We start from the raw sequence: 21,433 nt of genomic DNA on the forward strand, positions 1-21,433 counted from the left end.
CCAGCCCTGTCGCCGGCACCGTATGCCGACGGGCCACGACGCCCCCCACCCGCCCGCCGGGCAGACCTCCCCGGTCAGAGCGCTAGGACGTTTCGTCGCTCCAGGAGGCCCGGATCAGCGCCCGTTCGGTGGCGGCGAGATGGGTGGCGGCGGCCACCCAGGCCCAGGCGTACCGCTCCGGCTCCGGGTCGACGAGCCGGCCGAACGCGTCCCGGCCCCGGCGGTCCGACTCGGCCACCAGCGCGGCCGCCAGTTCGGCGGCCATCGGGAAGCCGGACTGCCGCAGCGGTGCGGCCAGTCCCGACCCGGCACTCCGGGCCGGGCCGGCGATCGCCTGCCGGCCACCCGCGACGGCCGACTCCACCAGCCGGCGCACCCGCCACAGCGGGGCGTCGACCACCGGGTCCGGCCCGGCCGCACCGACCGGTACGTCCGGGACACCCGCCTGCGGCGGCGGGAGATGCCCGTTCTGGAGTACGTCGTACCCGAGGTCGGCGTGGCCCTGCCAGGCCTCCGGCAGCCGCAGGGTCACCTCGGCCCCCGGCACCGGGGCGACCGCGAGGGGCCGCAGCGTGCTCGCCCGTTCGGTGTCGAGTCGGGCCACCACCCGGATCCGGAGACCGGGCCGGGACGCCAGCCGGCGCAGGTTGGCCAGGTGCGCCAACATCGGATGCGAACTGACCGGCACCAGCCGGATCAGCGGTCCCGTCGCCGCCCGCCGCACCACCGCCGGGTCCGCGTCGGCCGGTGGCGTGTCCTCCGCTCCTCGACGTGCCGTCGCTGCCGTCGGGTCCGCGTCGGCCGCCGACGTGTCCTCCGCTCCGAGGAGTGCTGTCGCTGTCGACGTGGACTCCGCCCCGGTTTGGGCCGGGGCCGGCGAGAGTTCGCGGGCGAGGACGTGGTCGCCGTACCCGCCGACGATCACCAGATCGGCGCCGACAAGCTGCCCTCCGCCGGCCGGGGTGTCGGACCCGCCGTCCTCGGCGGCGTTGAGCTGGGCGTTCACCACCTCGGCGAGCGGGCGGGCGAAGAGTCGGCCCAGCGCCCCGGTCGACCAGCTCACACCGGTGACCGGGATGGCCCGCACCCCCCGACCGGAGCCGAGCCGGCCCTCCGGCGAGACGGTGGTACCGGTGACCAGCAGCCCGCCACGGGCGAGCCGGTCATGGCTGGGCCCGGACGGGCCGAGGTCGACAACGGCGGTGGCGACGCCCAGCGCCCGTTGCGGCTCACCAGGCTGTACGTCGGCGACCGAGTACCACCGGCCGTCGTCGTCGAGCAGATGGGTCACCACCCCGGCGTAACCGGTGGCGCTGATCACCGGCTCGCGGCAGACCCCGTACACCCGCAGGTTCCCGGCGGGCCGGTAGCTGCGGCGGCTGATCCCGACCAGGCCGGGCTCGGTGGCACCGGCGGCGAGTCGGCCGGCGGTGAGGAGAAGGTCGTGCAGCACCTGAACCAGGTCGGCGAGCCGGTGGTCGTCGCGCCGGTCCCGGGCCGCCCGCAGGCCACGGACCACCTGGAGCGCGGCACTCTCGGCACGGGGCAGCCCGGCCAGCCGGGCGCTGTGCGCGGCCCGGAGCAGTTCGGCCTGGAGCACCGCGCCGGCGCCGGGTACCCCGGCGGCGAGTACCGCCGACGCGGCGTGCCACAGTCCGGCCGCCGCTTGGCGTTGGGCGGCGCTGGGGCCACCACCGGTCCGCGCCCGGCTCCGGGAGGCCGTCGCCGCGCCGTCGGCACGGGTGGTACGGCGTCCGCCGGCGGTCTGGTCGGTGTGGCTGCCGGCATGGTCGGTGCCGTCCGCCGATGGCGCGGTGACCACGGCATCGGCCACCGGACAGGCGGTCAGTACCGCCGCGCGGTGCAGGCAGCGGGGTGTCAGCAGACAGCTGCACCGGACCTGGTCCGCCGCCGTGATCACCCCGCCCGGTCCGGCTACCAGCAGGACCTGGGCCTCCGGGCCGCAGTCGACCCGGATCCCGTCCGGGGTGCCGTCGCGGGGCGCGGCGCCGAGGCGCGCGACAGCCGCGTCCAGCCGCCGGTGCAGCCGAGGGGGCAGCGCCGTCATGGTCGTCGCGACCAGCTCCGGCACCACCGGCGGCAGCGCGGCCGGGGCGCTGCCCGTCGGGTCGGAAGCCGTGGCCGTTTTCAATGGGTCCCTCCGCGTAGCCGGTCGCCCACCCAGCGGGCGAGTTCGAGCGGACTGAGCGCGGCCACCGGCATGCCGGCCGCGACGAGCTGCTGGGCGATCGGCACCGAGTAACGCGGCACCCCGTGGTCGTCGAGCGCGGCGCAGCCGAGCAGGTGCACGCCGGAGGTGGCCAGCGACCGTACCTCGCCGAGCAGCCCACCGAGCGGATAGCCCTCCTCGAAGTCGCTGACCACCACCACGATGGTGCGACTCGGCACGGTGACCAGCGAGCGGGCGTGGGTCAACCCGGCGGCGATGTGCGTACCGCCGCCGACCCGGACCTCCAGCAGCAGCGAGAGCGGGTCGTCGACCCGGTCCGTCAGGTCGATGACCTCGGTCGAGAACGCGAGGAAGTGTGTCGACAGGGTCGGCACCCCACCGAGCACGGCGGCGGTCAGCGCCGACCACACCACCGAGGACTCCATCGAACCGGAGACGTCGACAACAAGCACCAGCCGCCAGTCGGCCTGCCGCCGGGCGAGGGTGTCGAAGACCGGCCGTTCCGGGATCACCAGTGTCCGGCCGTCGTCCAGCCGTCGGGTGTGCGCGAGATTCGCCCGCAGAGTCCGGGCCAGATTGAGCCGGCCCGCCGGACGCCGGGTCGGCCGGGGCGTACCCAGGCCGGTCAGCGCGGGACGCAGTTGGCTGGCGAGCTGCCGGGCGAGCTCCTCGACCAGCCGCCGGACCAGGGGTCGGAGCCGGGCGAGATGTTTCTCGGGAAGGCCGCCGGCCAACGAGAGGACCGTGGTCAGCAGCTCCACGGAGGGACGTACCGAGGCCGGGTCGAGTTCGAGCAGGACGTCACCGCGCCCGGTCTCCGCGGCCCGGGCCAGAACCTCCTCCCGGACACCCGCCCCGAACAGCGCCTCCAGTTCGTCGGCCCATTCCCGAGCGGTCGGGAACGACGCCTCCTGACCGCCGCCGGCCGGCCGGGCGCCGATCCCGTTCGCACCCTCGCCCCGGCCCGCGCCGTACAGCTCGTCCAGGGCGTGGGCGTGCCGGCGGGCGTGCTCCGGGAGTCGTTCGGGCTCGCGGCCGAGCAGCAGCCGCCACCGGTCCGCCGGGCTGAACCGGTGTACGGCAGAGTCGCCGGACCGCACCGCCGGGTCGGCCGGGCCGCCCGACTCGACCACGTCGGCGCGGTCACCGGGATCGGTCCCGTCCGACTGCTGGCGGGCAGGATCCGCCTTGGTCGACTGCGGGCAGCCGGGGTCGGCCTTGGTCGACCGCGGCCGGGCAGGGTCTGCCTCGGTCGACTGCTGGCGCTCAGGCCCGTCCGACTGCTGGCGGGGATCGGACCCGGCCGGTTCCAGGGTGGGAACCGGAATGCCGAGGGCGGTGAGGGCCTCCCAGCCCGCCGTGTCGGCGCTGGCCCACCGGGCGAGCAGACCGGGTGGGGCGGCGAGGGTCAGGCTGACCCGGTCACCGAGACGTTCGGTGACCGTGTCCAGGAGTTGGTCCCGGGCGGCGGGGGAGAGGGCGTCGAAGCCGCCCCGCAGCGCCGGCAACCGGTCGAGGAAGTCCCGGTCGGCCAGCCGCTCGACCCGGTCCAGCAGCGGGTCGAGCGCGGCCGGAGCCGACTGGAGCAACGGGCCGGCGGCGGTGAGCATGCCGCTCAGCAGCCGGTGCAGCCGACGACGGGCGTCCGGGTTCGTGCCGGCGTCGACCCAGCCGGCGGCCCGGACCCCGAGAACGTCGGGGCCGTCCAGGTCGAGCAGGACCCGGGCGGCCAACGCGGCCCCCTGGACGGTGGGAGCGCCGGTACGACCGAGCCGGTCCAGCGCCTCGTCGAGACGCAGGCCGATCCGGTGTTCGCCGGCCCGGAGCGCGAGCGCGACCAGGGCGGCGGCGTCGGACGGGTCGTCGCTGCCGGCGATCCCGGGCAGCCCACGAACCGCGGCGTCCAACAGGACAACCGCCAGGTCGGCCACCTGTCGCAGACTGTCCACAGTGGTGCCCGGCAGGTGCTGCCGGCGCAGCGCCTCCAGCAGGTCGAGCGCGGCGAGCAGTTCGGGCAACGTGGCGGCGTCCGGCAGGACGGTGGCCGCCAGGGCGAGCCGGTCGGTCACCAGGTCCGGCAGGTCGCCCCGAGCGGCGTCCTCCAGCCCGGCGATGACCTGGGCACAGGTCGGTCCTCCCTCGGCGGCCTGCCGACGGAACCGCTCCCGCAGCGTGCCGGTCGCGGCGAGGGCCGCGGTCACGCCGCGTACCCCGGCCAGGTCCAGCAGCGCGGCGATGGCGGGATTCCAGGCGACCTGCCACCGGGTGGTGAGGGCGCTTCCGTCACCGACACCGGCGACCTCGAACGGCTGACCGTAGTTGATGCCGCAGATCCGGAGTCGGCGCAGCAGGGTTTCGCGCCGGCCGTCGAGTGGGGACCGGAGCGGGTCGAGGCGAAGCTCCCGGGGCGCCGGGTCGTCGGGGTGGGGCAACCGGAGCGCGGCGAGTTCCGCCTCGACCGACGGACCGAGCCCGGAGCGGGGGGTACCGGGTGCGAGCCGGCCCCGATCGGTGCCGACCAGGACACTCTCCAGTGCCCGGGCCAGGGCACGACCACGACCGAGCAGTTCGCCCTGCCCCAGTACGGTGGTCACCGCCTCCAGCAGTTCACCCCGGCCGGGAGCCGGCAGGGCGCGCAGCCGGGCCAGGTCCTCGGCCATCCGGAGGGTCTCGACGGCCTCGCCGGTGCCTGCGGTGTGTCCGGCCGACCGGAGCGCCCGGCACAGTTCGGTGACGGCCCACGCCGCGGCCTCCCGGACCCGTTCGGGGTCGCCGCCGGCGGTGAAGACCGCCTGCTGCCAGCGCGGGTCGCGGATTCCCGCCGCGTAGCCGGAACGGGAGTCGAGCAGGTCGAAGGCGTAGGCGACCAGGGACGTGGCGACCCCGCCGCGGTCGGCGGTGTCGACCGTTCCGCCGGTCCGGGTACCGACCGTGGCTGCCGTACGGACCGGTGTGCCGGCCGCCGGGTCCAGTTCGGCGACGCCGGCTCCGGGGCGGTCGACGGCCACCGGGGCGGCCGGATCGGTGGCGCCGGAACCCGGGCCGGGGCCGGTCGCGTCGACCAGGGCCGGGGCGTGGAAGGCACCGACCACCGCGGCCACCCGTCGCCCGCCGGCCGCCGCCTCCGCGACGACCTCGGACATGTGCCGTTCCCGGGCCAGATCCCGGTCCGGTACGCCGGAACCGGTGACAGCGTCCTGACGCATCGCCCAGCCGACCCCCAGGGCGGCCCGGCGCACCGCCTCGGCGGAACAGCCCGGTGCGCGTACCTCCACCGCCCGGTCCCACAGGTCGTCACCGGTACGGCCGGTGCCGCTGGCGGCGAGCGCGGCGGCGAAGGCGGGTGCGGCCGGCCGGTCGTCGGCCGGATCGTCCCCCGGGAGGGCTGGACCGGTCGACCAGCCCGGGTCGGCCAGCGGCAGGTCACAGCAGCGCACCTCGACGCCGTGCTCCCGGGCCCACCGGATCGCGGCCAGTTCCGGGGAGAAGTCGGCGAACGGATAGAAGCCGAGCGGGCCGTCGTCGAGCGCGCCGGCCAACGCGACCGGTGCCCGGGTGGCCGGATCGGCCAGGTACGGCAGCCACCGCTGGAAGTCGGTCGGCAGTTCGACGCAGACCACGTCCGGTGCGGCGGCGTCGAGCAGGGTCGGTACGACCGCCGCCAGGGCGGGACTGTGGTGGCGTACGCCGATCAGGTACGGCGTGGTCGACCCGGCGAGGGCGGCCAGCAGTTCCCTCGGGTCGGCCGGTGCGGTGGTCGTCACCGAAGGGTCTCCCGCAGGTCCCAGAGCCGACGCCACATCGGCGAACCACCCTCGGCGCGGCGGCGTACCGGGCCGTCCCAGTAGCCGACGAGCCGGCCGTGGTCGGCCTCGTCGTCCTTGCGGACCACGCCGAGCAGGTGTCCGGGCAGCAGGTCAAGCGCGTCACCGGAGGAGAGGTACGCGGTGGCCAGCCCGAGCGCGGCGGCGACCTGCACCGCCTCGGCGGTGGACATCACGGTGCCCGGACGCTCCACGTCCCAGCCCTCCGCGGACCGTCCGGCCCGCAGGTCCCGGAAGACGGTGACCAGGGCGTCGAGTACGGCGTTGTCGACCGCGTACCCGGCACCGGCCCGTTCCACGGCCGCGGCCGCCTGCCGGCGGACGAGCGCCATCTCGGTGGCCGCGTCGGCGATCGGCGGCACCGTCTCGAAGTTGAACCGTCGCTTCAGCGCGGCTGACATCTCCGACACGCCCCGGTCCCGCAGGTTGGCGGTGGCGATCACGCTGAACCCGGGCACCGCCGGGATCACCCCGGCCGGGGTGTCGGTGAGTTCGGGCACGTTGATCCGCCGGTCGGAGAGGATCGACACCAGCGCGTCCTGCACCTCCGGCAGACAGCGGGTGACCTCCTCGACCCGGGCCACCCGCCCGGTCCGCATCGCGGTGAGCACCGGGGACTCGACCAGTGCCTGCCGGGTCGGCCCCTGGGCGAGCAGCAGGGCGTAGTTCCAGCCGTACCGGAAGGCGTCCTCGGTGGTGCCGGCGGTGCCCTGCACGGTCAGCGCGCTGGTGCCGCAGATCGCGGCGGACAGCAGTTCGGAGAGCATCGACTTGGCGGTGCCCGGCTCGCCGACCAGCAGCAGGCCACGTTCGCCGGCCAGGGTGACCACACAGCGTTCCACCAGGGCGCGGTCCCCGACGAACTTCGTCGGAACGACCAGCGTGCCGGGGAGTTGGGTGCCGTCCGGGGCGGTCCGCCGGCCGGCCGGCAGGGTGAGCGGTTCGCCGCCGCTGCCCTGGACGAAGGTGACCACGGCACGCGGGGTCAGCGCCCAGCCGGGCGGCCGGGGCCCGTCGTCGTACGCGGCGAGGAAGGCCAACTCGGTGGCGTGCCGCCGTTCGGCGGGCAGGATCTGCCAGGCCGGCTCGGTTGTCGCCTCCCCGTCGGCGGTGGTCGGGGCGCTGAAACTCTGTTCCGTCGTGGTCACCGGAGGTCCCTGGTCTCTCTCTGGTCGGAGGGCTGCGCTGGCTGGTGTCTGAACTGGTGCGGGTGGTCCGTCGACTCCGGCCGTGGGCGGAGGTCGTCGGTCACCCGGTAGGTCGTCGTCGGTCACCGGGTTGGCCGCCGTCGGTCACCGCGCGGGGTCATCGGCGGCCACGCGGCGGCGCCTGGAGTTCCTCCAGCCGGGGTACGTCGCCGTCCCGGAGGCGCTGCCAGGCACGTCGGTAGAGGGTCGTCACCGGCTGTACCGGAAGGTCCGTGGCGAACGGCGCCCCGGGCTGGCCCGGAATCCGGAACAGGACGCTCTTCCACTGCTCGTCGGGCAGCCGGGGGCTACCGTGCTGCAGCCACGCGCAGGGCAGGAAGAGTGAGCGTCCGGCCCGGGCCCGGGTCGCGGACACGACCAGGTCGGTGCCAGCGAGTTCGGCGCGGGCCGCCTTGAGCCGGGCCGGCCGCCAGCCGGTCCACCGGGCCACGTTGCGGTCGGTCGGCTCTGGCATCGCCAGCAGCATCAGGTACGTCGCGGCGGCGTCCGGGCCCAGGTTGTACCCGGCGGCGACCTCGGCGACGAGATCCGGCACCGAGCGGGTCGGATCCTGCGGCCACCAGGTGCCGTCGGGATCCCGGGTACCGGCGACCGGGTCACCGGGATCGGCGAGCAGGCTGGCGAAGCCGGGGTCCCGGACCAGCCACAGCGCCGCCTCGACCGGGAACATCCGCTGGCGTGCGCCACGCAGCGCCGGCAGGAACGGGTCGCTGCCGGTGTCGTCGAGCAGGGCCACCCGGATCGCCGGAACCGGCTGGTCGTCGGCGGTGGCCATGACCAGGGCGCCGTACCGTTCCCAGCCGGTGCCGGTCTCGGTCGGGGTGCCCGCCACCTGCCGGAAGGTGCTGAGCCGGGCGTACTGGCCGAGGCTCAGCAGCAGGTCGGGGTTGGCCAGCCGGTCCCGTACCGCGTCGAGGGCGGCCGGCAGGGCGGCTCGGATCGGGTCGCCGACCGGGGTGTGGTGGGCCGCCCAGGCGGCGGTGGCGACCGCACCGACCAGGGTCTCGGCGCCGAAGCCCCGACCGCCGGACGGCACCGGCGCGACGTGGTCGCCCTGCACCGCCCAGACCAGGTCGGTGCTCAGTTCCGGTGTGCCGGCCGGGTCGAGCAACGCCGGCAGGGCCTGCTCCGGCCTCCAGCCGGCCTGCACCGCGCGGTCCGCGTCGGCGAGGAGCTGCTCGGGTACGGCCGGCCGTCGCCCCACCGTCCGGTTCCACAGCTCCGCCGCGCCCGCCACGTCCGGGCCGTCCGTCCAGAGCCGACCCACGTCGTCCGGGAGCAGGGCCGCGACCAGGGCGCGCCCGACCTCGGCGCGGAGTTCGCGGAGGCGCCGGCGGGCGTACCCGACCTCGGTCGCCTTGATCCCGAGCAGTTTGCGGGTATCGGCGGGAAGCGGACTGTCGCTGTCGGCCAGCGGCAGGCCGGCCAGCACCAGCTTCGCCACCGTCGAGGTGACCCCGGTCAGCTCGACGAAGCGGTCCGCCGCATCCGGCAGCCAGGGCACCGGCCCGTGGGTCGCGTACTCGGTGAGGAACCGGCCGAGCCAGCCCGCCGATCGGTCGTCGCCGAGCGGGGTCTCGCTCCGTACCGTGTACGGCGCGGGTACCTCGAACGCGCCGGACGGATCGCGGTACAGGGCGAGGAAGAGGTGGCCGGGGGTGGCCGGCGACGCCTTCCGGTGGTCGTAGCAGGCGATGAACGTCCCCTCGGCGAGCGGCAGGATCCCCCGCCAGTTGCCGCGCAGCCTCTTGCCGTCGGGGCCGGTCAGGTAGGGCTCCTCGACGTGCAGGACGAACTGTCGCCAGCCGGCCGTTTCGGTGGCGGTGACCAGCCCGAGTCCGTCCAGGTCGGTGAGGAGGCGGAGGAGCGTCTCCCGGTCCGGCTCCGGGGTGATCCCGATCGCCGCCCGGTAGGCGACCGCCGCCGCGTCGGTGACCCTGTCCGGCCAGTCCAGTGCGGGGTTCGGCAGCGCCGGCCCGGCCAGGTGGAGCCGGGGCAGCGGGTCGGGCAGCGGTGCGTCCACGGCCTGCCGCAGCACGTGCAGCTGCTGGACCGTCGCCTTCACCGCCGTGCTCTGCCGCGGTACGCCGAGTCCGTCCAGGGCGACGTACAGCTCCTGGTCGGTCGGCCCGTCGACCGGCACCTCCACCGGCTGCGCGACCGGCAGGTCCCGTACCTGTTCGGCGAGCTTGGCCAGGGCGGTCTGCTGGGCGCCGGCGAACCGCAGCACACCGGCCACCCCGGCGACCAGGGCGTCGTGGCTGAGCTGGGGCAGCACCGAGCGGACCAGGCTGACGACGCCGTCCGGTCGCGCGGCGACCGGTGCCGCCGGCTGGCCGGCGCCGGTCGGCTGGGCCGCCGTCACGCCGACGGTCGGCCGCGTCCCCGCCGTACCGCGGATGAACTGCGCCGCCGCCGTGCCGCCGCTGCCCCGCGTTGCCACCGCCCGCTCGATCCGCTCGGTCGCCAGCTGTTCGGCGGTGCCCTTGAGCAGCGCGGCGGCCGTTTCCCGGTCGATCCGGCGCAGTGCCGTCGACCCTTCCGGGTCGCGGGCGCGGAGCTGGTGCCAGTACCGCTGGGGCGGCAACGGGGCGGCTCCCGCCGGCTGGTCCCCGCCATTGGCCACCGTGGACACGATCCCGTCCGGGTCGACCAGTTTCCCGCCGTCGAGCAAGGCCCGGGGCCGGTCGTCGCCGGGCAGCGTGAGCGCGGCGACCGGCCAGCCCTTGGGCACGGTGACCCGGCGGCCGGCCAGGTCCTCGCCCCGTGCCGTGCCGTCCGGCAACTCCAGCACCCGCCAGCCGAGCCGGCCGTCCACCGGTACGCCGACCGGGGTGACCTGGTCCGACGGAGCCGGCAGCAGCCAGCTCAGGTGATCCTTCAGGCGGCTGCCGTCCGGTGCGTTGACGAGCGCGTCGGCCAGGAACCCGGGCGGCCCCGGTCGGCCGTACGTGCCGGTGACCGGGTCGTACTCGGTCCACTGACGGTTGCGGTCACCGGTCCGCACCCAGTACGACGTGCCGTCGCCGATCAGTTCGACCTGCTTCGGAATCGCGGTGTCCCCGACGTGCAGCACCCCGGCCCCGGTGGTCCGCCCCCCACCGGGTACCGGCAGGGTGACCCGCCCGATCGAGTACCCGTAGCGGTACCGGCCGTGGTGGGTGCCCTCCAGCGGCTGCGGGTCGCCGGCCGCCGAGTGCCAGTATCCGCGTAGCCTGCCGTTGAGCTCGCGGGACTCCCAGTAGACCAGCAGCGTGCCGTCCACGTAGTGGAAGGCGGGTTCGCCCCAGGCATCCTGGTTGGGAATCCGCAGGTCGTGCCGGAGCACGATGTCGTCGCCGATCACGCGTACCCGGGACGGGCCCGCGACGATCAGGTACGGCCAGGCGTCGGCGGCGACGACCTCCCGTCGGTTGGAGCCCAGGTCGATGAGGTCGGCCAGTGCCTCCTCCCAGGCGGGCCAGCCCAGCTCGGCGAAGAGGCCACCGCGCAGGGTCCGGACGAGCGCCGCGGCAACGTCGGTACGGGCCGCCGCGCTCACCTCCTCCCGGGCCAGCGCCAACGCCTCGCGGGGTACCGCCCGGAGCAGTTCCACCGCCTCGTGCAGCCCGGGCAGCCCGGACCCGATGCACTCCCGGCTCCGCGCCCGGATCCAGTCGGTGAGCACCAGCCGGCCACCGGGCAACCCGGCCAGCAGCCGGATGACCTGCCGGCTCGACTCGTCCCGTGGCTGCGGGATCGCCTTGAACAGGGCGGCCCGGAACCGGGCGTCACCGGCCACGCCCAGCAGGTCGTGCTGCCCCTCGCCACGATCCCAGCCGGTCAGGTCCAGCCCGCCGTCGCCGGGGTCGGCCACCGGTATCTCCAGGGTCAGCAGCAGGTCGATGAGGTCGACGTTGTCGATCCGACCGATCGTCTCGCCTGACGCGGCGAGTTCGGCACGGAGCTGGGCGGCCATCCGGGTGACCAGTTCGGCCAGTGCGGGCAGCCAGCGCGGCCGGCGGTAGCGCTGCACCTGGCGGGCCGCGAGGAATCGCCGCAGCCAGCCGACTGAACCGTCCGCCGGCCGTTCCGCGTCGGGTCGCCGACCGTCGACGAGACCGTCGGTGGCGCCGGTGCGCCGCAGGATGTCGAGCCACTGCGGCAGGATCTCGCCGTCCCAGTCGTCCGAGGGCATCAGGTTGAGCAGGGTGCCCCGGACCGACCCGTCCTGCCCGGCCAGCGTCACCAGCTCCGGTAGCTGGGCCTTCCACCAGGCGGTCGCCTTCAGCGTCGCCGGCAGGCCGATCAGCCCGGTCAGGTAGTCCCGCTCCCGTGCCACCGCCGGGTCACCGGTCTTCGTGGCGGCCCGGACCAGGCGTCGTACCGTGGTCGCGAGGGTCGCCGCCGGCACCAGCCCGGCCGCGACACCGCGTACGCACAGTCCGCAGAACCGGTCGAGTGCCTCGTCGGCGGGCAGCCGGGCGGCGAGGTCCTTGGCGTAGCCGGCCAGGGCGGTCGCGGAGAGCGCCCCGGCCAGGGCGAACTCGAGGTACACCTCGTCGAGGCGGTCCGGGTCGACCGGCAGCCCGTGTTCCGCCTCGGCCTTGCGGGCCCGATTGAACAGCTGCCCCGCGAACGACTCCTCCTGTCCGGCGAGCAGCACCCGCCCGGCCTGCTCGTAGAAGGTGGGCAGGAAGTGCGGCTTGGACCGGGCCAGCCGGTCGGCGACCGCGTGGTACGCCTCGACGGCCAGTTTCGGCTTGGACCGCGCCTGTTCGACGATCCGCTTCAGTTCCGGTACGACCGCCAGCGCGTCCCGGGCGTCCTCGGGGTGGTGTACCAGCACCCACTCCGGAAAGCCGAGCGACTGCCGCTGGCCGAGCCCGACCGTCACGGGTTCGTCGACCCGTAGCAGGCCGAGGAACTCGGCGGTCGCGTCCTCCCCGGTACCCAGGTCGGCGGCGACCAGCCGGACCACCGGCCGGTCGTCCAGCACCGGATGCCGATAGGTGCGGGCGGTCAGCGGCACCGCCGCGCCGCCCGCCGCCGTGCCCGGCCTGTCGGTGGGTCCGGTCGCGGTGCCCGGCCCGTCGGTGGGTCCGGTCGCCGTCACACCGGGCTTCGGTGGCGCGGTGACGTCCCCGGTCGGCAGCGGCAGTACCGCGCCGGCTGCCAGCAGCTCCTCCAGCTCAGCCGTCATCGTGGTCACGCACCCTTCTCCGCGCCGGCCGTCTGGCCGCCGCTTAACGCGGAGGCCATCCGCATTCCTTCCGACCAGGCCACCGGACCGACCTCCGCCAGCGGCAACTGTCGACCGTCACGCAGTCGCCAGGAGAGGTTGCCCATGGTCCAGTCGGACCAGTAGTCGCCGTCGAGCCAGGCGGTCGCCTCCACCGTGCGCCCGGCCTCGTGGACGCGGCAGGTGACGACCGAGCCGGAGACCTGGCAGCCGAGCGAGGTGGCCCTGGCGAGCAGCGCGGTGCGGGTGCCCACCTGCGCCTGGCGGAAGTCCGACACCTCGATCTTTCGTGGCCCGACCTCCGCCGGCTTCGCCCAGACGGCGCGATGGAGTTGCTCGACCCGCTGGGTCACGTCCAGCTCCAGGGCGAACTCACGCAGGTCCGCCAGGTGCGGCAGCAGCACCGGATGCGGCAGGGTCACCGTCCCGGCCGACAGTCGGCGAGTCTCGCCCTCGAGGTCGACGATCCGGATGTCGCCGGTCGGGGTGGCGTCACGCAGGAAGCCCGGCAGGTCCGGATCGTCACCGAGCACCACCAGATCGCGCAGCACCTCCTGCCAGGCGGGATCCGGCCACACCCGGGCGAGCAGCGCGGTCGGGACCGGCAGCGACGACACCACCCACGCGCCGACCTGGGCGCGGCAGGTGGCGGCGTGCCGGTCCAACCACTCGTTGAGCTGGCGCAGCCGGTCCACCTCGGGGTGGTCCCGCAACGCCTTCGGCAGGCTCTTGAGTGGACGGCCCGAACCGCGCCGGGCGGTCGATCGGGCGACGACCTTGCCCGCGATCAGCGAGACCTCGTACGCCTCGCCCGCCGACAGCCAACCCACGGGTGCACCCTTCCGCCGCTGGTGATCGCCTCCCTGCCGTCGGTCGACCGCCCCCGGGGCAGGGATCGACGGTGTGGAGGCGCGCGTTCCGGCCCAGCCGGAGACGCGGGGAACGTTAGTGAGTCGCACCGACAAAACCGCGACCCGTCGCGCCCGGGGGAGAGTACCGGGGCGGCGCGGTTCCGGTGATCCCGACGTGCCCAGGTGCGGCGGAGCGGGCCGTACCGTCCTCAGTAGAGCTTGACGGTCCCCGCTCGGTCGGCGGCGGTATCCGCCGGCGCGACCGCCGCCGGCCCGCCCGGCCCACCTGGCGCGACTGCCGCGACTGCCGCCGGCCCCACGACGACCTCCGGCCGGGAGTTGTCGGGCCGCCGGGTGTCGTCGTTCGTCGGGGCCGGGCCGCCGGCGACCGGCCCGGCCGTCCGGCGGCGCCACAGCCCGGCGAGGAGCAGGGTCAGCGCGATCAGCGCACCGGTCAGGCCGGTCGCGACAAAACCCCAGCGTGGCCCGCCCACGTCGATCACCGCGCCGGCCAGCGGGGAACCGATCGCGATGCCGGTGGTCAACGCCGAATTGTGCAGGCCCATCGCCTCACCCCGGACCGGGGCCGGAGCGAGCCGGCTCACCGCGTCGGCGGACGCCGCGAGGGACGGTGCGCAGAGCAGCCCGGCCGGCGCCAGGGCGAGGACGATTCCCCACCACTGGTCGCCGCCCAGCCCGACCGGCACGGTGCAGAGACCGAGCAGCAGTGTCAGTCGTACCGCCGACGGCGGGCGGCGGACCGCGCCGTAGGCGAAACCGCCGACCAGCGAGAAGACGCCCCACAGGGCCAGCACCAGTCCGGTCCAGGCGACCTGGCCGGAGTGTTGCAGCACCGCCACCACCGCGACGTCCGTACCGGCCAGGACCAGTGTGGTGGCGGCGGTGGTGGCCAGCAGGCCGAGCAGCCGGGGGGTCAGCCACTCCCGTCGGGTGGGCGGACGCTGCGGGGTGGCCGGCTCGTCCCGGGCCCGGACGGGTGGGTCGAGGACAAAGAGGGCCGTCCCGGACAGCACCAGGCCGGCGCCGACGGCGAGCATGCCGACCCGGGGTGACGCCGAGGTGACCAGCAGAACCGCCAACGCCGGCCCGGCCATGTACGACAGCTCGACCGCCATCGAGTCCATCGCGTACGCCGGACGGCGGTGCCGCTCGGGTACGAGCGCGGCGAGCGACTGCCGGACCACCCCGAACACCGGCAGGCTGACCAGCCCGCCCAACAGTGCGGTGCCGAGCAGCACCGGATAGGACATCGTCTGCGCGGTGCCCCAGAAGACGCCGGTGCCGACGGTGGCCAGGACGAGCATCGTCCGCAGTCCGCGTCGGTCGACCAGCCGGCCCAGCAGCGGTGCGCCGAAGGCGCTGCCGACGGTCAGCGCCGCGCCGACCAGTCCGGCGGCCCCGTAACCCCGCCCGAGGTGGAGTACGACGTACAGGGTCAGGGTCACCGCCGTCATGGTCCCCGGGATCCGGGCCACCAGGGCGACCAGCACCAGGGAGCGGACACCGGGCAGCGCGAGGGCCGCCCGGTAAGGGGCTAGGTTCATCAGACTCCGTACCTCCGGCCGTCATCCTGCCGCTCGGGTACGGCTGACCCGCAACCGGATTACGCCCCCGGGGTGCCGAGTACCGGTGTCCCGTCCAGGGTGATCCCGGCCCCGCGCATCGAGTCGAGCGCGGTCCGGGTGGTGTCGGGGCTGACCCCGGCGGTCAGGTCGAGCAGCACACGGGTGTCGAAGCCGGCCCGGACCGCGTCCAGGGCGGTGGCCCGGACGCAGTGGTCGGTGGCGATGCCGACGACGTCGACCGACTCCACCGAGTGCCGGCGCAGCCAGTCGGCGAGCTTCTCCGCCCCCTCGGCCTCGCCCTCGAAGCCGGAGTACGCGGCCTGCCACTCACCCTTGTGGAACACCGCCTCGATCCGGTCGGTCGCCAGCCGGGGGTGGAACTGCGCCCCGTCGCTGCCGACCACGCAGTGCCGGGGCCAGGAGTCGACGAAGTCCGGCTGCTCGCTGAAATGCGCCCCGGGGTCGATGTGGTGGTCCTTGGTCGCCACCACGTGCTGCCAGCGGCCAGGCTCGGTGTCGAGCAGCCGGGAGATCGCGGCGGCCACCGAGGCGCCACCGGCGACGGCGAGCGATCCGCCCTCGCAGAAGTCGTTCTGTACGTCGACGATGATCAGTGCTCGGCTCATCGGTCCCGCCTCTCCTCGGCTCCTCGGGTGTTAGCAGGGAGCCCTTCCTATACAAAATGCGATAGGAGGGGGCCCTTCCTTACGACTGCACGATGACCGGGATGGTCGGATCCCCGGCCGACAGCTTGAGGCCCTCCCAGGGGATGGAGATCAGGCACTGGCGTAGGTGCTCCCGGGATTCGGTGAGGGTGGGCAGATCGTCCACCGGCTCACCGCCGACCACGTACCGGCGCTGGAGCGGACGGTCGTGCGGGCGGGGCTCCGGTGTGCCCTGCGGTACGACGATCTCCTCGGTGGCGGTACCGGTGGGCTTGTGCCGGCGTACCGCGGTCTTTCGTCCGCCGACGGTGGCCTTGTGCTCGGAGCGCTTCACCACCGGTCGACCCTCCACCTCGACCAGTTTGTAGACCAGCCCGGCGGTCGGCGCGCCGGAGCCGGTCACCACGGCGGTACCGGCCCCGTACATGTCGACCGGTTCGGCGGCGAGTGCGGCGATCGCGTACTCGTCGAGGTCACCGGAGACGATGATCTTCGTTTCGGTGGCGCCGAGCGAGTCGAGCAGTTCCCGGGAGTGCTGGGCGAGCACCGACAGGTCGCCGGAGTCGATCCGGACCGCCCGCAGTTCGGGACCGGCGATCGCGATCGCGTTCCGGATGCCCTGGGCGATGTCGTAGGTGTCCACCAACAGGGTGGTGTTGCGGCCCAGCGCGGCGACCTGGGAGGCGAACGCGGCCGGCTCGTCGTCGTGCAGCAGGGTGAAGGCGTGCGCCGCGGTGCCGGCGGTCGGAATGCCGTAGCGCCGACCGGCGGCCAGGTTGGAGGTGAAACCGAAGCCGGCCAGGTAGGCGGCGCGGGCGGCGGCCACCGCCGCCTCCTCCTGGGCGCGGCGGGCGCCCATCTCGATCAACGTACGGCCCCGGGCCGCGGTGACCATCCGGGCCGCCGCCGCCGCGATCGCCGAGTCGTGGTTGAGCACCGAGAGGGTCAGCGTCTCCAGCAGTACGCACTCGGCGAAGGTGCCGGAGACGGTCAGGACCGGCGAGTTGGGGAAGTAGAGCTCACCCTCGGCGTACCCGCTGATGTCGCCGGTGAAGCGGTAGTCGGACAGCCATCGCGCGGTCCGCTCGTCGACCACCCCGGTGTCCCGGAGAAAGGCCACCTCCGCCTCGTCGAACCGGAACTCGCGCAGCAGTTCGACCAGGCGTGTCGTGCCGGCGACCACTCCGTAGCGCCGCCCGGTCGGCAGCCGGCGGGTGAAGACCTCGAAGACGCAGCGCCGGTCGGCGGTGCCGTCCTGGAGGGCCGCGCTGACCATGGTCAGCTCGTAGTGGTCGGTCAGCAGGGCGGGGCGTGAGCTGTACACCAGGCCAGCCTAGGCGTGCCCGGTCGAGCGGTGTCGGTCACCGGTCGGGGTCGGCCTCCGGCTCGGGCATCGAACGCAGCACCGGCCACAACTCGCCACGTCCGGTCACGCCGAGCTTGTTGTAGACCCGCTGCAGGTGGTTCTCCACCGTCCGGGTCGAGATGTAGAGCTGCTCGGCGATGTTGCGGCTGGCCAGACCCCGGGCGGCCAGTCGGGCGATCTGCCGCTCCCGGTCGGTCAGCGCCGGTTGCCGCACGACCAGCGCGGGGGTCCGGACCACGTCACAGCGGCGCAGCAGTTCGGCGAGCCGGAGGTTCGCCTCGTGGGACCGGACCGACCGGGCCGCGCGCAGCCGGGAGACCGCCCGGCTGGTCGCCTCGGCGGCGAAGACGTTCAGTTCGAGTTCGGCGAACGCGTCGGCGACGGCGAGCAACTGGTCACCGGAGTGGGCGTACTCGGCCCGGGCGTGTCGGGCCATCAGGGACGGCAGCGGCCCGTCGACGCTCTCGCTCAACTCGGAGAGCCGCTGTGCCACGCTCTGCCGCCGGCCGGTGACCGTCGGCTCGCCGATCTCCAGGTCGGCCCGGCCGAGCCGGACCAGGTCGTGCAGGGCCAGCACCTCGTGCCCGGCGAACCCGTCGCCCTGCAGCCGGTGCACCAGATCACGGAGCAGGGCGACCGCCCCGGCGAGATCCCCGGTGGCCGCCTGGACGGTGGCCCGGGCCTGTTCGAGCCAGGGGTAGAGGATCGCCATCCCGGAGGTGTGCGCCCGGTCCGATTCGGCGACCGCCTCGACGGCGGAGTCCACGTCGCCGCGCATCGCCGCCGCCTGGGCCCGCTCGGCGTGGGCCAGGCCGGCGAAGACCTGGCTGGTGGCGAGGACGGCACAGGCGCCGAGGCTGGTCCGCAGCGCCTCGCCGGTCTGGCCCCGCAGCCGTGCCGCCTGCGCCCGCAGAATGGAGAGATAGCCGGAGCCGAGCCGGAAGTCACCCGCGTCGGCCAGGTCGGCGAACTCGGCGGCGACGATGGCGTCGATGCCGGCCAGGTCGCCGGCGAGCGCGAGCCGGGTGCCCCGGGCCAGTTCCAGGGCGAGCTGCAGGTACGGCATGTCGGCCCGCCACTGCGCGGCCTCGGCCGCGACCCCTTCCACCGCCCGGCCGCTCAGCGTCAGCTCACCCCGGGCGGCCTGCAGGTGGGCGATGGTGCACCGGGCCAGCCCCCGGGCGGCGACGGTGGCGGCCGGCCGGTCCAGCACGGAACGGCTCAGCCGCAGCGCCTCGGCACACTCCAGCCGGTGCAACCTCATGATCGCCTCGAAGGCGACCACCCGGGCGCGGTTCGCCGGATCGGTGAGCCGCTGCGCGTCCGCGGCGATCTCGGCCACCGTGGACTCCCGGTTGAGCCCCCAGTAGGAGACCATGCCGCGTACGGTCAGCCAGCGGGCCCGGCGGGTCTCCGAGGTGAGCTGGTCGGTGACCGCGTCGAGCACACCGACCGCCTCGGCGGCCCGGTCGCCGAACATCAGGATGGTGGCGAGCAGTTCGGCGGCCTGGTAGCCGCCGCCGGTGTCCAGTGCGGCCCCGGCCAGCCGCGCGGCCAGCGGTACGTCGAACTGGCTGAACGCCTGCGCGCCGGCCTTCAGCAGCAGGGCCGGATCCTGGGCGGTGCCCGAGTCGAGTCGCCACACCGCGACCCGGAGCAGGTCGTCGCGGCGCCGGGTGCCGACCGCCTCCACCAGGTCGGCGAGCTGGGCGCTGAGCCGGCGGGCCCGGGTCACCGGGCAGCGACGCCGGACCACCTCGCCGTAGAGCGGGTGGGCGAGGCGTACGTCGGAGCGGCGGTCGTGGGTGACGACCCGGATCAGTCCCCGCTCCTCGGCGACCTCCACGTCGGAGCTGTCGGTCGCCCGGTGGAGCAGGGCCAGCCCGATCGGCTCGCCCATCGCCACCAGCTCGACCACCGCGCGTACGCCCTGCTCCAGCTGGCCGATCCGGGCGTCGACCAGGTCGTCGAGGCTGGGCGGCAGGTGGCTGCGACCGGTCCACCGCCACACCCCGTACGTCCGGCTCAGCTCGTCGCTGGCGTGCGCCGCGATGACCAGCTCACGGAGCAGCAGCGCGTTGCCGGCGGAGAGCCGGTGGAGCCGGTCGACCGACGGGGCGTCGACCGGCTCGCCGAGCATCGCGGTCAACAGTTCGTCGGTCTCGGCCAGGCTGAGCGGGTCGAGTTCGGCGTGGTCCACCAGGTCGTCGGTCCACAGCGCCCGGATCGGCAGCGGCACCGGCTCGCCGCTGCGCAGCGTGCCCAGCACGGTGGCGTTGTCGGAGCGGGCGATGAGATAGACCAGCGCGGCCGAGGAGGGGTCGAGCAGGTGGGCGTCGTCGATGCCGATCACGATCCGCCGGCCCGCCGCCTGCTGGTGCAGCGCTTCGACGGCCCACCGCATCGTCCCGGCCGGGGTGAGGCCGGCCGGCTGGTCGGCCGGCAGCACCTGGGCCAGGCCGCCGAACGGGATGCCGGCGGTGGCGATGTTGGCCGACGCGGACCAGACCGCGCAGCCCAAGGCGGGCAGCTGTTCCAGGCTCTGGGCGAGCAGCCGGCTCTTGCCGACGCCGGCCGTGCCGCTGACGAAGAGGCCACGGCCTCCCGGGCTGGTGGCGGCGTTCACCAGCCGGCTGAGTTCATCCGTCCGGCCAACGAACCTCCACCGCCCCATCGGGGCAGCATATAGACCGGATGCCATCTGCGCGCGTTCCGTGACTGATTGAATTTGAGTAGTTCATCGGCGAGGCAATGAGTACCGTGGATGCTCGCAGCGTGCGGGCATCGACACATAGCGTTCCGACATCCGGATGGATGTCGCATCGGCCGGACCGCCGAGAGCGGATCGGGCGATCGGAAGGTGGGAGCGCCGATGAAGCCGCCACACCCCGTCGGAGTGCCGGAACGCTCCGGCGGAGCGCCGGAACCGGTCGGCGACTTCGCCGTACGCCGGACGGTGCTGCGCGCGCACCCGGCGATGCCGCCCGCCCCCGACGAGCCGCTCGCGGTGGTCGCCGTCGGCCCGGCCGGTGCCGACCGCCGGGCGGTCCTCGCCGGCCTGCTGGGGATCAGGCCGTCGGCGTTGCGGATGCCACCGGAGAGCTTCCTGGTGTTCCGGTACGGCCCGGACCTCGATGTCGCCGTCCAGGTGCCCGGCCTTGTCGGCGGGGCGCCGGGCCGCCCGCCACGCCGGATCGACCTGGCCGGGCCCGAGCCGCTGCTACGGCACTTCCACCTGGTCAACACGCCGGACCCGGACACGCTGGGGGTGGCCGGGCGGCGGATCGTCCGGGACGCCGTCCGGCGCGGCGGGGCCCTGCTGTTCGTGCTTCCGGCGGGCCACCGGGTCACCGCGGCCGATGTCGAACTGCTCGGCGAGGTGGCCGGGGAGGCGGCCATCTTCCTGGTCGGCACCCCGGGCGGGGACGGCGGCTGGTCGTCCGCCGACCCGGACGCGGACGGGATCCCGGACGCGGACGAGGACGAGACTCCGGAGGAGGACGAGGCCCCGGACGGGGTCGGTGCGGGCACGGTCGACCTGGACGGGCCCCGCGACCTCCCCGGCGGTGGTCCGGCTGACGGCGCTGCCGGTGCGGCGGCGTACTGGGACGGGGTCGACCGGCGGCGGGCCGAACTGGTCGACCAGGTACCGGCGCTCGCCGGGCTGCCCTGGCTCGACCTGGACCCGACCGACCCCGCCTACCTGCGACGGGCGCTGATCGACTGGGCCAGCGCGGAAGGGTTGCGCCGGGCGAGCCGGGTTCCGCCGGTCGTGCCCGGCTTCGGTCGTACCGTCCCGGTGGCTCCGGAGGCGTCCGGCACCGGTTGGGCGGACCTGCTGGACCGCCGGATTCGTACCTGCGTGCACCGGCTCCGCCGGGAGATCGCGCTGGAGGCGGCGAACATCCACCTGCGTGGCGTACAGGGGATCGTCGACGGGACCGGCGTCGCCGGGCTTCCCGGCTTCCTGGACCGTGAGGTCGAGGCGCTGGCGTTGGACGTGATGGCGGCCTGTGACGCGGAGGTGGACCGGATCCTCGGTGAGTCGCTCAGGCTGGTCTTCGGCGAGGAGCCGGACGACGGCGTACGGCTGCGTGCCGCCGCCGCGGTCGGCCAGGCGCTGGCCGACCGGGCCGGTGCCGGCGAGTCTCCTGGTGCGCTGCTGCTCCGGGAGACCGGGGAGGTCGAGCCGGCCGACGGCGCGGGCACGGCCCACGCGCCCGCGAGCTATCCCGGCTGCACGGCCGCCGCGATCCTGCCGCCGCTCGGCATCGGCCTGGGCGCGGAGTGCTACGGGTACTGGCGGGAGCCGCGACACGCCGAACCGGGCCGCGCCCGCTCCTGGCTGCAGCGGGCGCTCCGGGAGATCGAACTGGAACTGTCCCGGGAGGTGTCCCGTCGGTTCGAGGCGGTCCGCGGGGCGCTCGCGGCGGTACTGACCGACGCGATCCGGCACGGTCGGCTGCGCGGCTGACCGGCCGGTTCGGTGGTTGACGGCGAGGCGTGGCGGGACCGCCGGCT

The 21,433-nt window shown here is 74.8% G+C and carries 10 protein-coding genes; 1 reads left to right on the top strand and 9 read right to left on the bottom strand.

Annotated features, from left to right (window positions below; translation table 11 throughout):
* Positions 1-82 precede the first annotated feature (82 nt).
* The 9 genes from V1633_RS05315 to V1633_RS05355 form a co-directional block, all read right to left on the bottom strand.
* Entirely contained in the window at positions 83-2,152 is a 2,070-nt protein-coding gene (locus V1633_RS05315; protein ID WP_331213021.1) for a hypothetical protein, read from the bottom strand.
* On the bottom strand, positions 2,149-5,955 hold the full coding sequence (locus tag V1633_RS05320; RefSeq protein WP_331213022.1) for a vWA domain-containing protein: 3,807 nt from the start codon (positions 5,953-5,955) through the stop codon (positions 2,149-2,151). Before V1633_RS05320 ends, V1633_RS05315 begins: the two co-directional genes overlap by 4 nt.
* Positions 5,952-7,163, bottom strand: a complete 1,212-nt coding sequence (locus V1633_RS05325; protein ID WP_331213023.1) for an ATP-binding protein — start codon at positions 7,161-7,163, stop codon at positions 5,952-5,954. Before V1633_RS05325 ends, V1633_RS05320 begins: the two co-directional genes overlap by 4 nt.
* A gap of 157 nt (positions 7,164-7,320) precedes the next feature.
* Positions 7,321-12,414 (bottom strand): hypothetical protein, encoded by a 5,094-nt coding sequence (locus V1633_RS05330; RefSeq protein WP_331213024.1) that lies wholly within the window; start codon positions 12,412-12,414, stop codon positions 7,321-7,323.
* Positions 12,411-13,274, bottom strand: a complete 864-nt coding sequence (locus V1633_RS05335) for a DUF4132 domain-containing protein (RefSeq protein ID WP_331213025.1) — start codon at positions 13,272-13,274, stop codon at positions 12,411-12,413. The genes V1633_RS05330 and V1633_RS05335 overlap by 4 nt, the downstream gene beginning before the upstream one ends.
* Positions 13,275-13,504: 230 nt before the next feature.
* Positions 13,505-14,860, bottom strand: coding sequence for an MFS transporter (locus tag V1633_RS05340; RefSeq protein WP_331213026.1), 1,356 nt, complete (start codon positions 14,858-14,860; stop codon positions 13,505-13,507).
* A gap of 59 nt (positions 14,861-14,919) precedes the next feature.
* Entirely contained in the window at positions 14,920-15,507 is a 588-nt protein-coding gene (locus tag V1633_RS05345) for an isochorismatase family protein (RefSeq protein WP_331213027.1), read from the bottom strand.
* Between the two features lie 79 nt (positions 15,508-15,586).
* Entirely contained in the window at positions 15,587-16,870 is a 1,284-nt protein-coding gene (locus V1633_RS05350) for a nicotinate phosphoribosyltransferase (protein ID WP_331213028.1), read from the bottom strand.
* Positions 16,871-16,907: 37 nt separating this feature from the next.
* The gene (locus tag V1633_RS05355) at positions 16,908-19,586 is read right to left on the bottom strand and encodes a LuxR C-terminal-related transcriptional regulator (protein ID WP_331213029.1); all 2,679 of its coding nucleotides are present in this window, start codon (positions 19,584-19,586) and stop codon (positions 16,908-16,910) included.
* 198 nt (positions 19,587-19,784) lie between these two features.
* Here V1633_RS05355 and V1633_RS05360 point away from each other — a divergent pair, with 198 nt between their 5' ends.
* Positions 19,785-21,386 (top strand): hypothetical protein, encoded by a 1,602-nt coding sequence (locus V1633_RS05360; protein ID WP_331213030.1) that lies wholly within the window; start codon positions 19,785-19,787, stop codon positions 21,384-21,386.
* Positions 21,387-21,433 lie beyond the last annotated feature (47 nt).

It is taken from the genome of Plantactinospora sonchi (genome assembly GCF_036422035.1).
Lineage (GTDB): Bacteria > Actinomycetota > Actinomycetes > Mycobacteriales > Micromonosporaceae > Plantactinospora > Plantactinospora sonchi.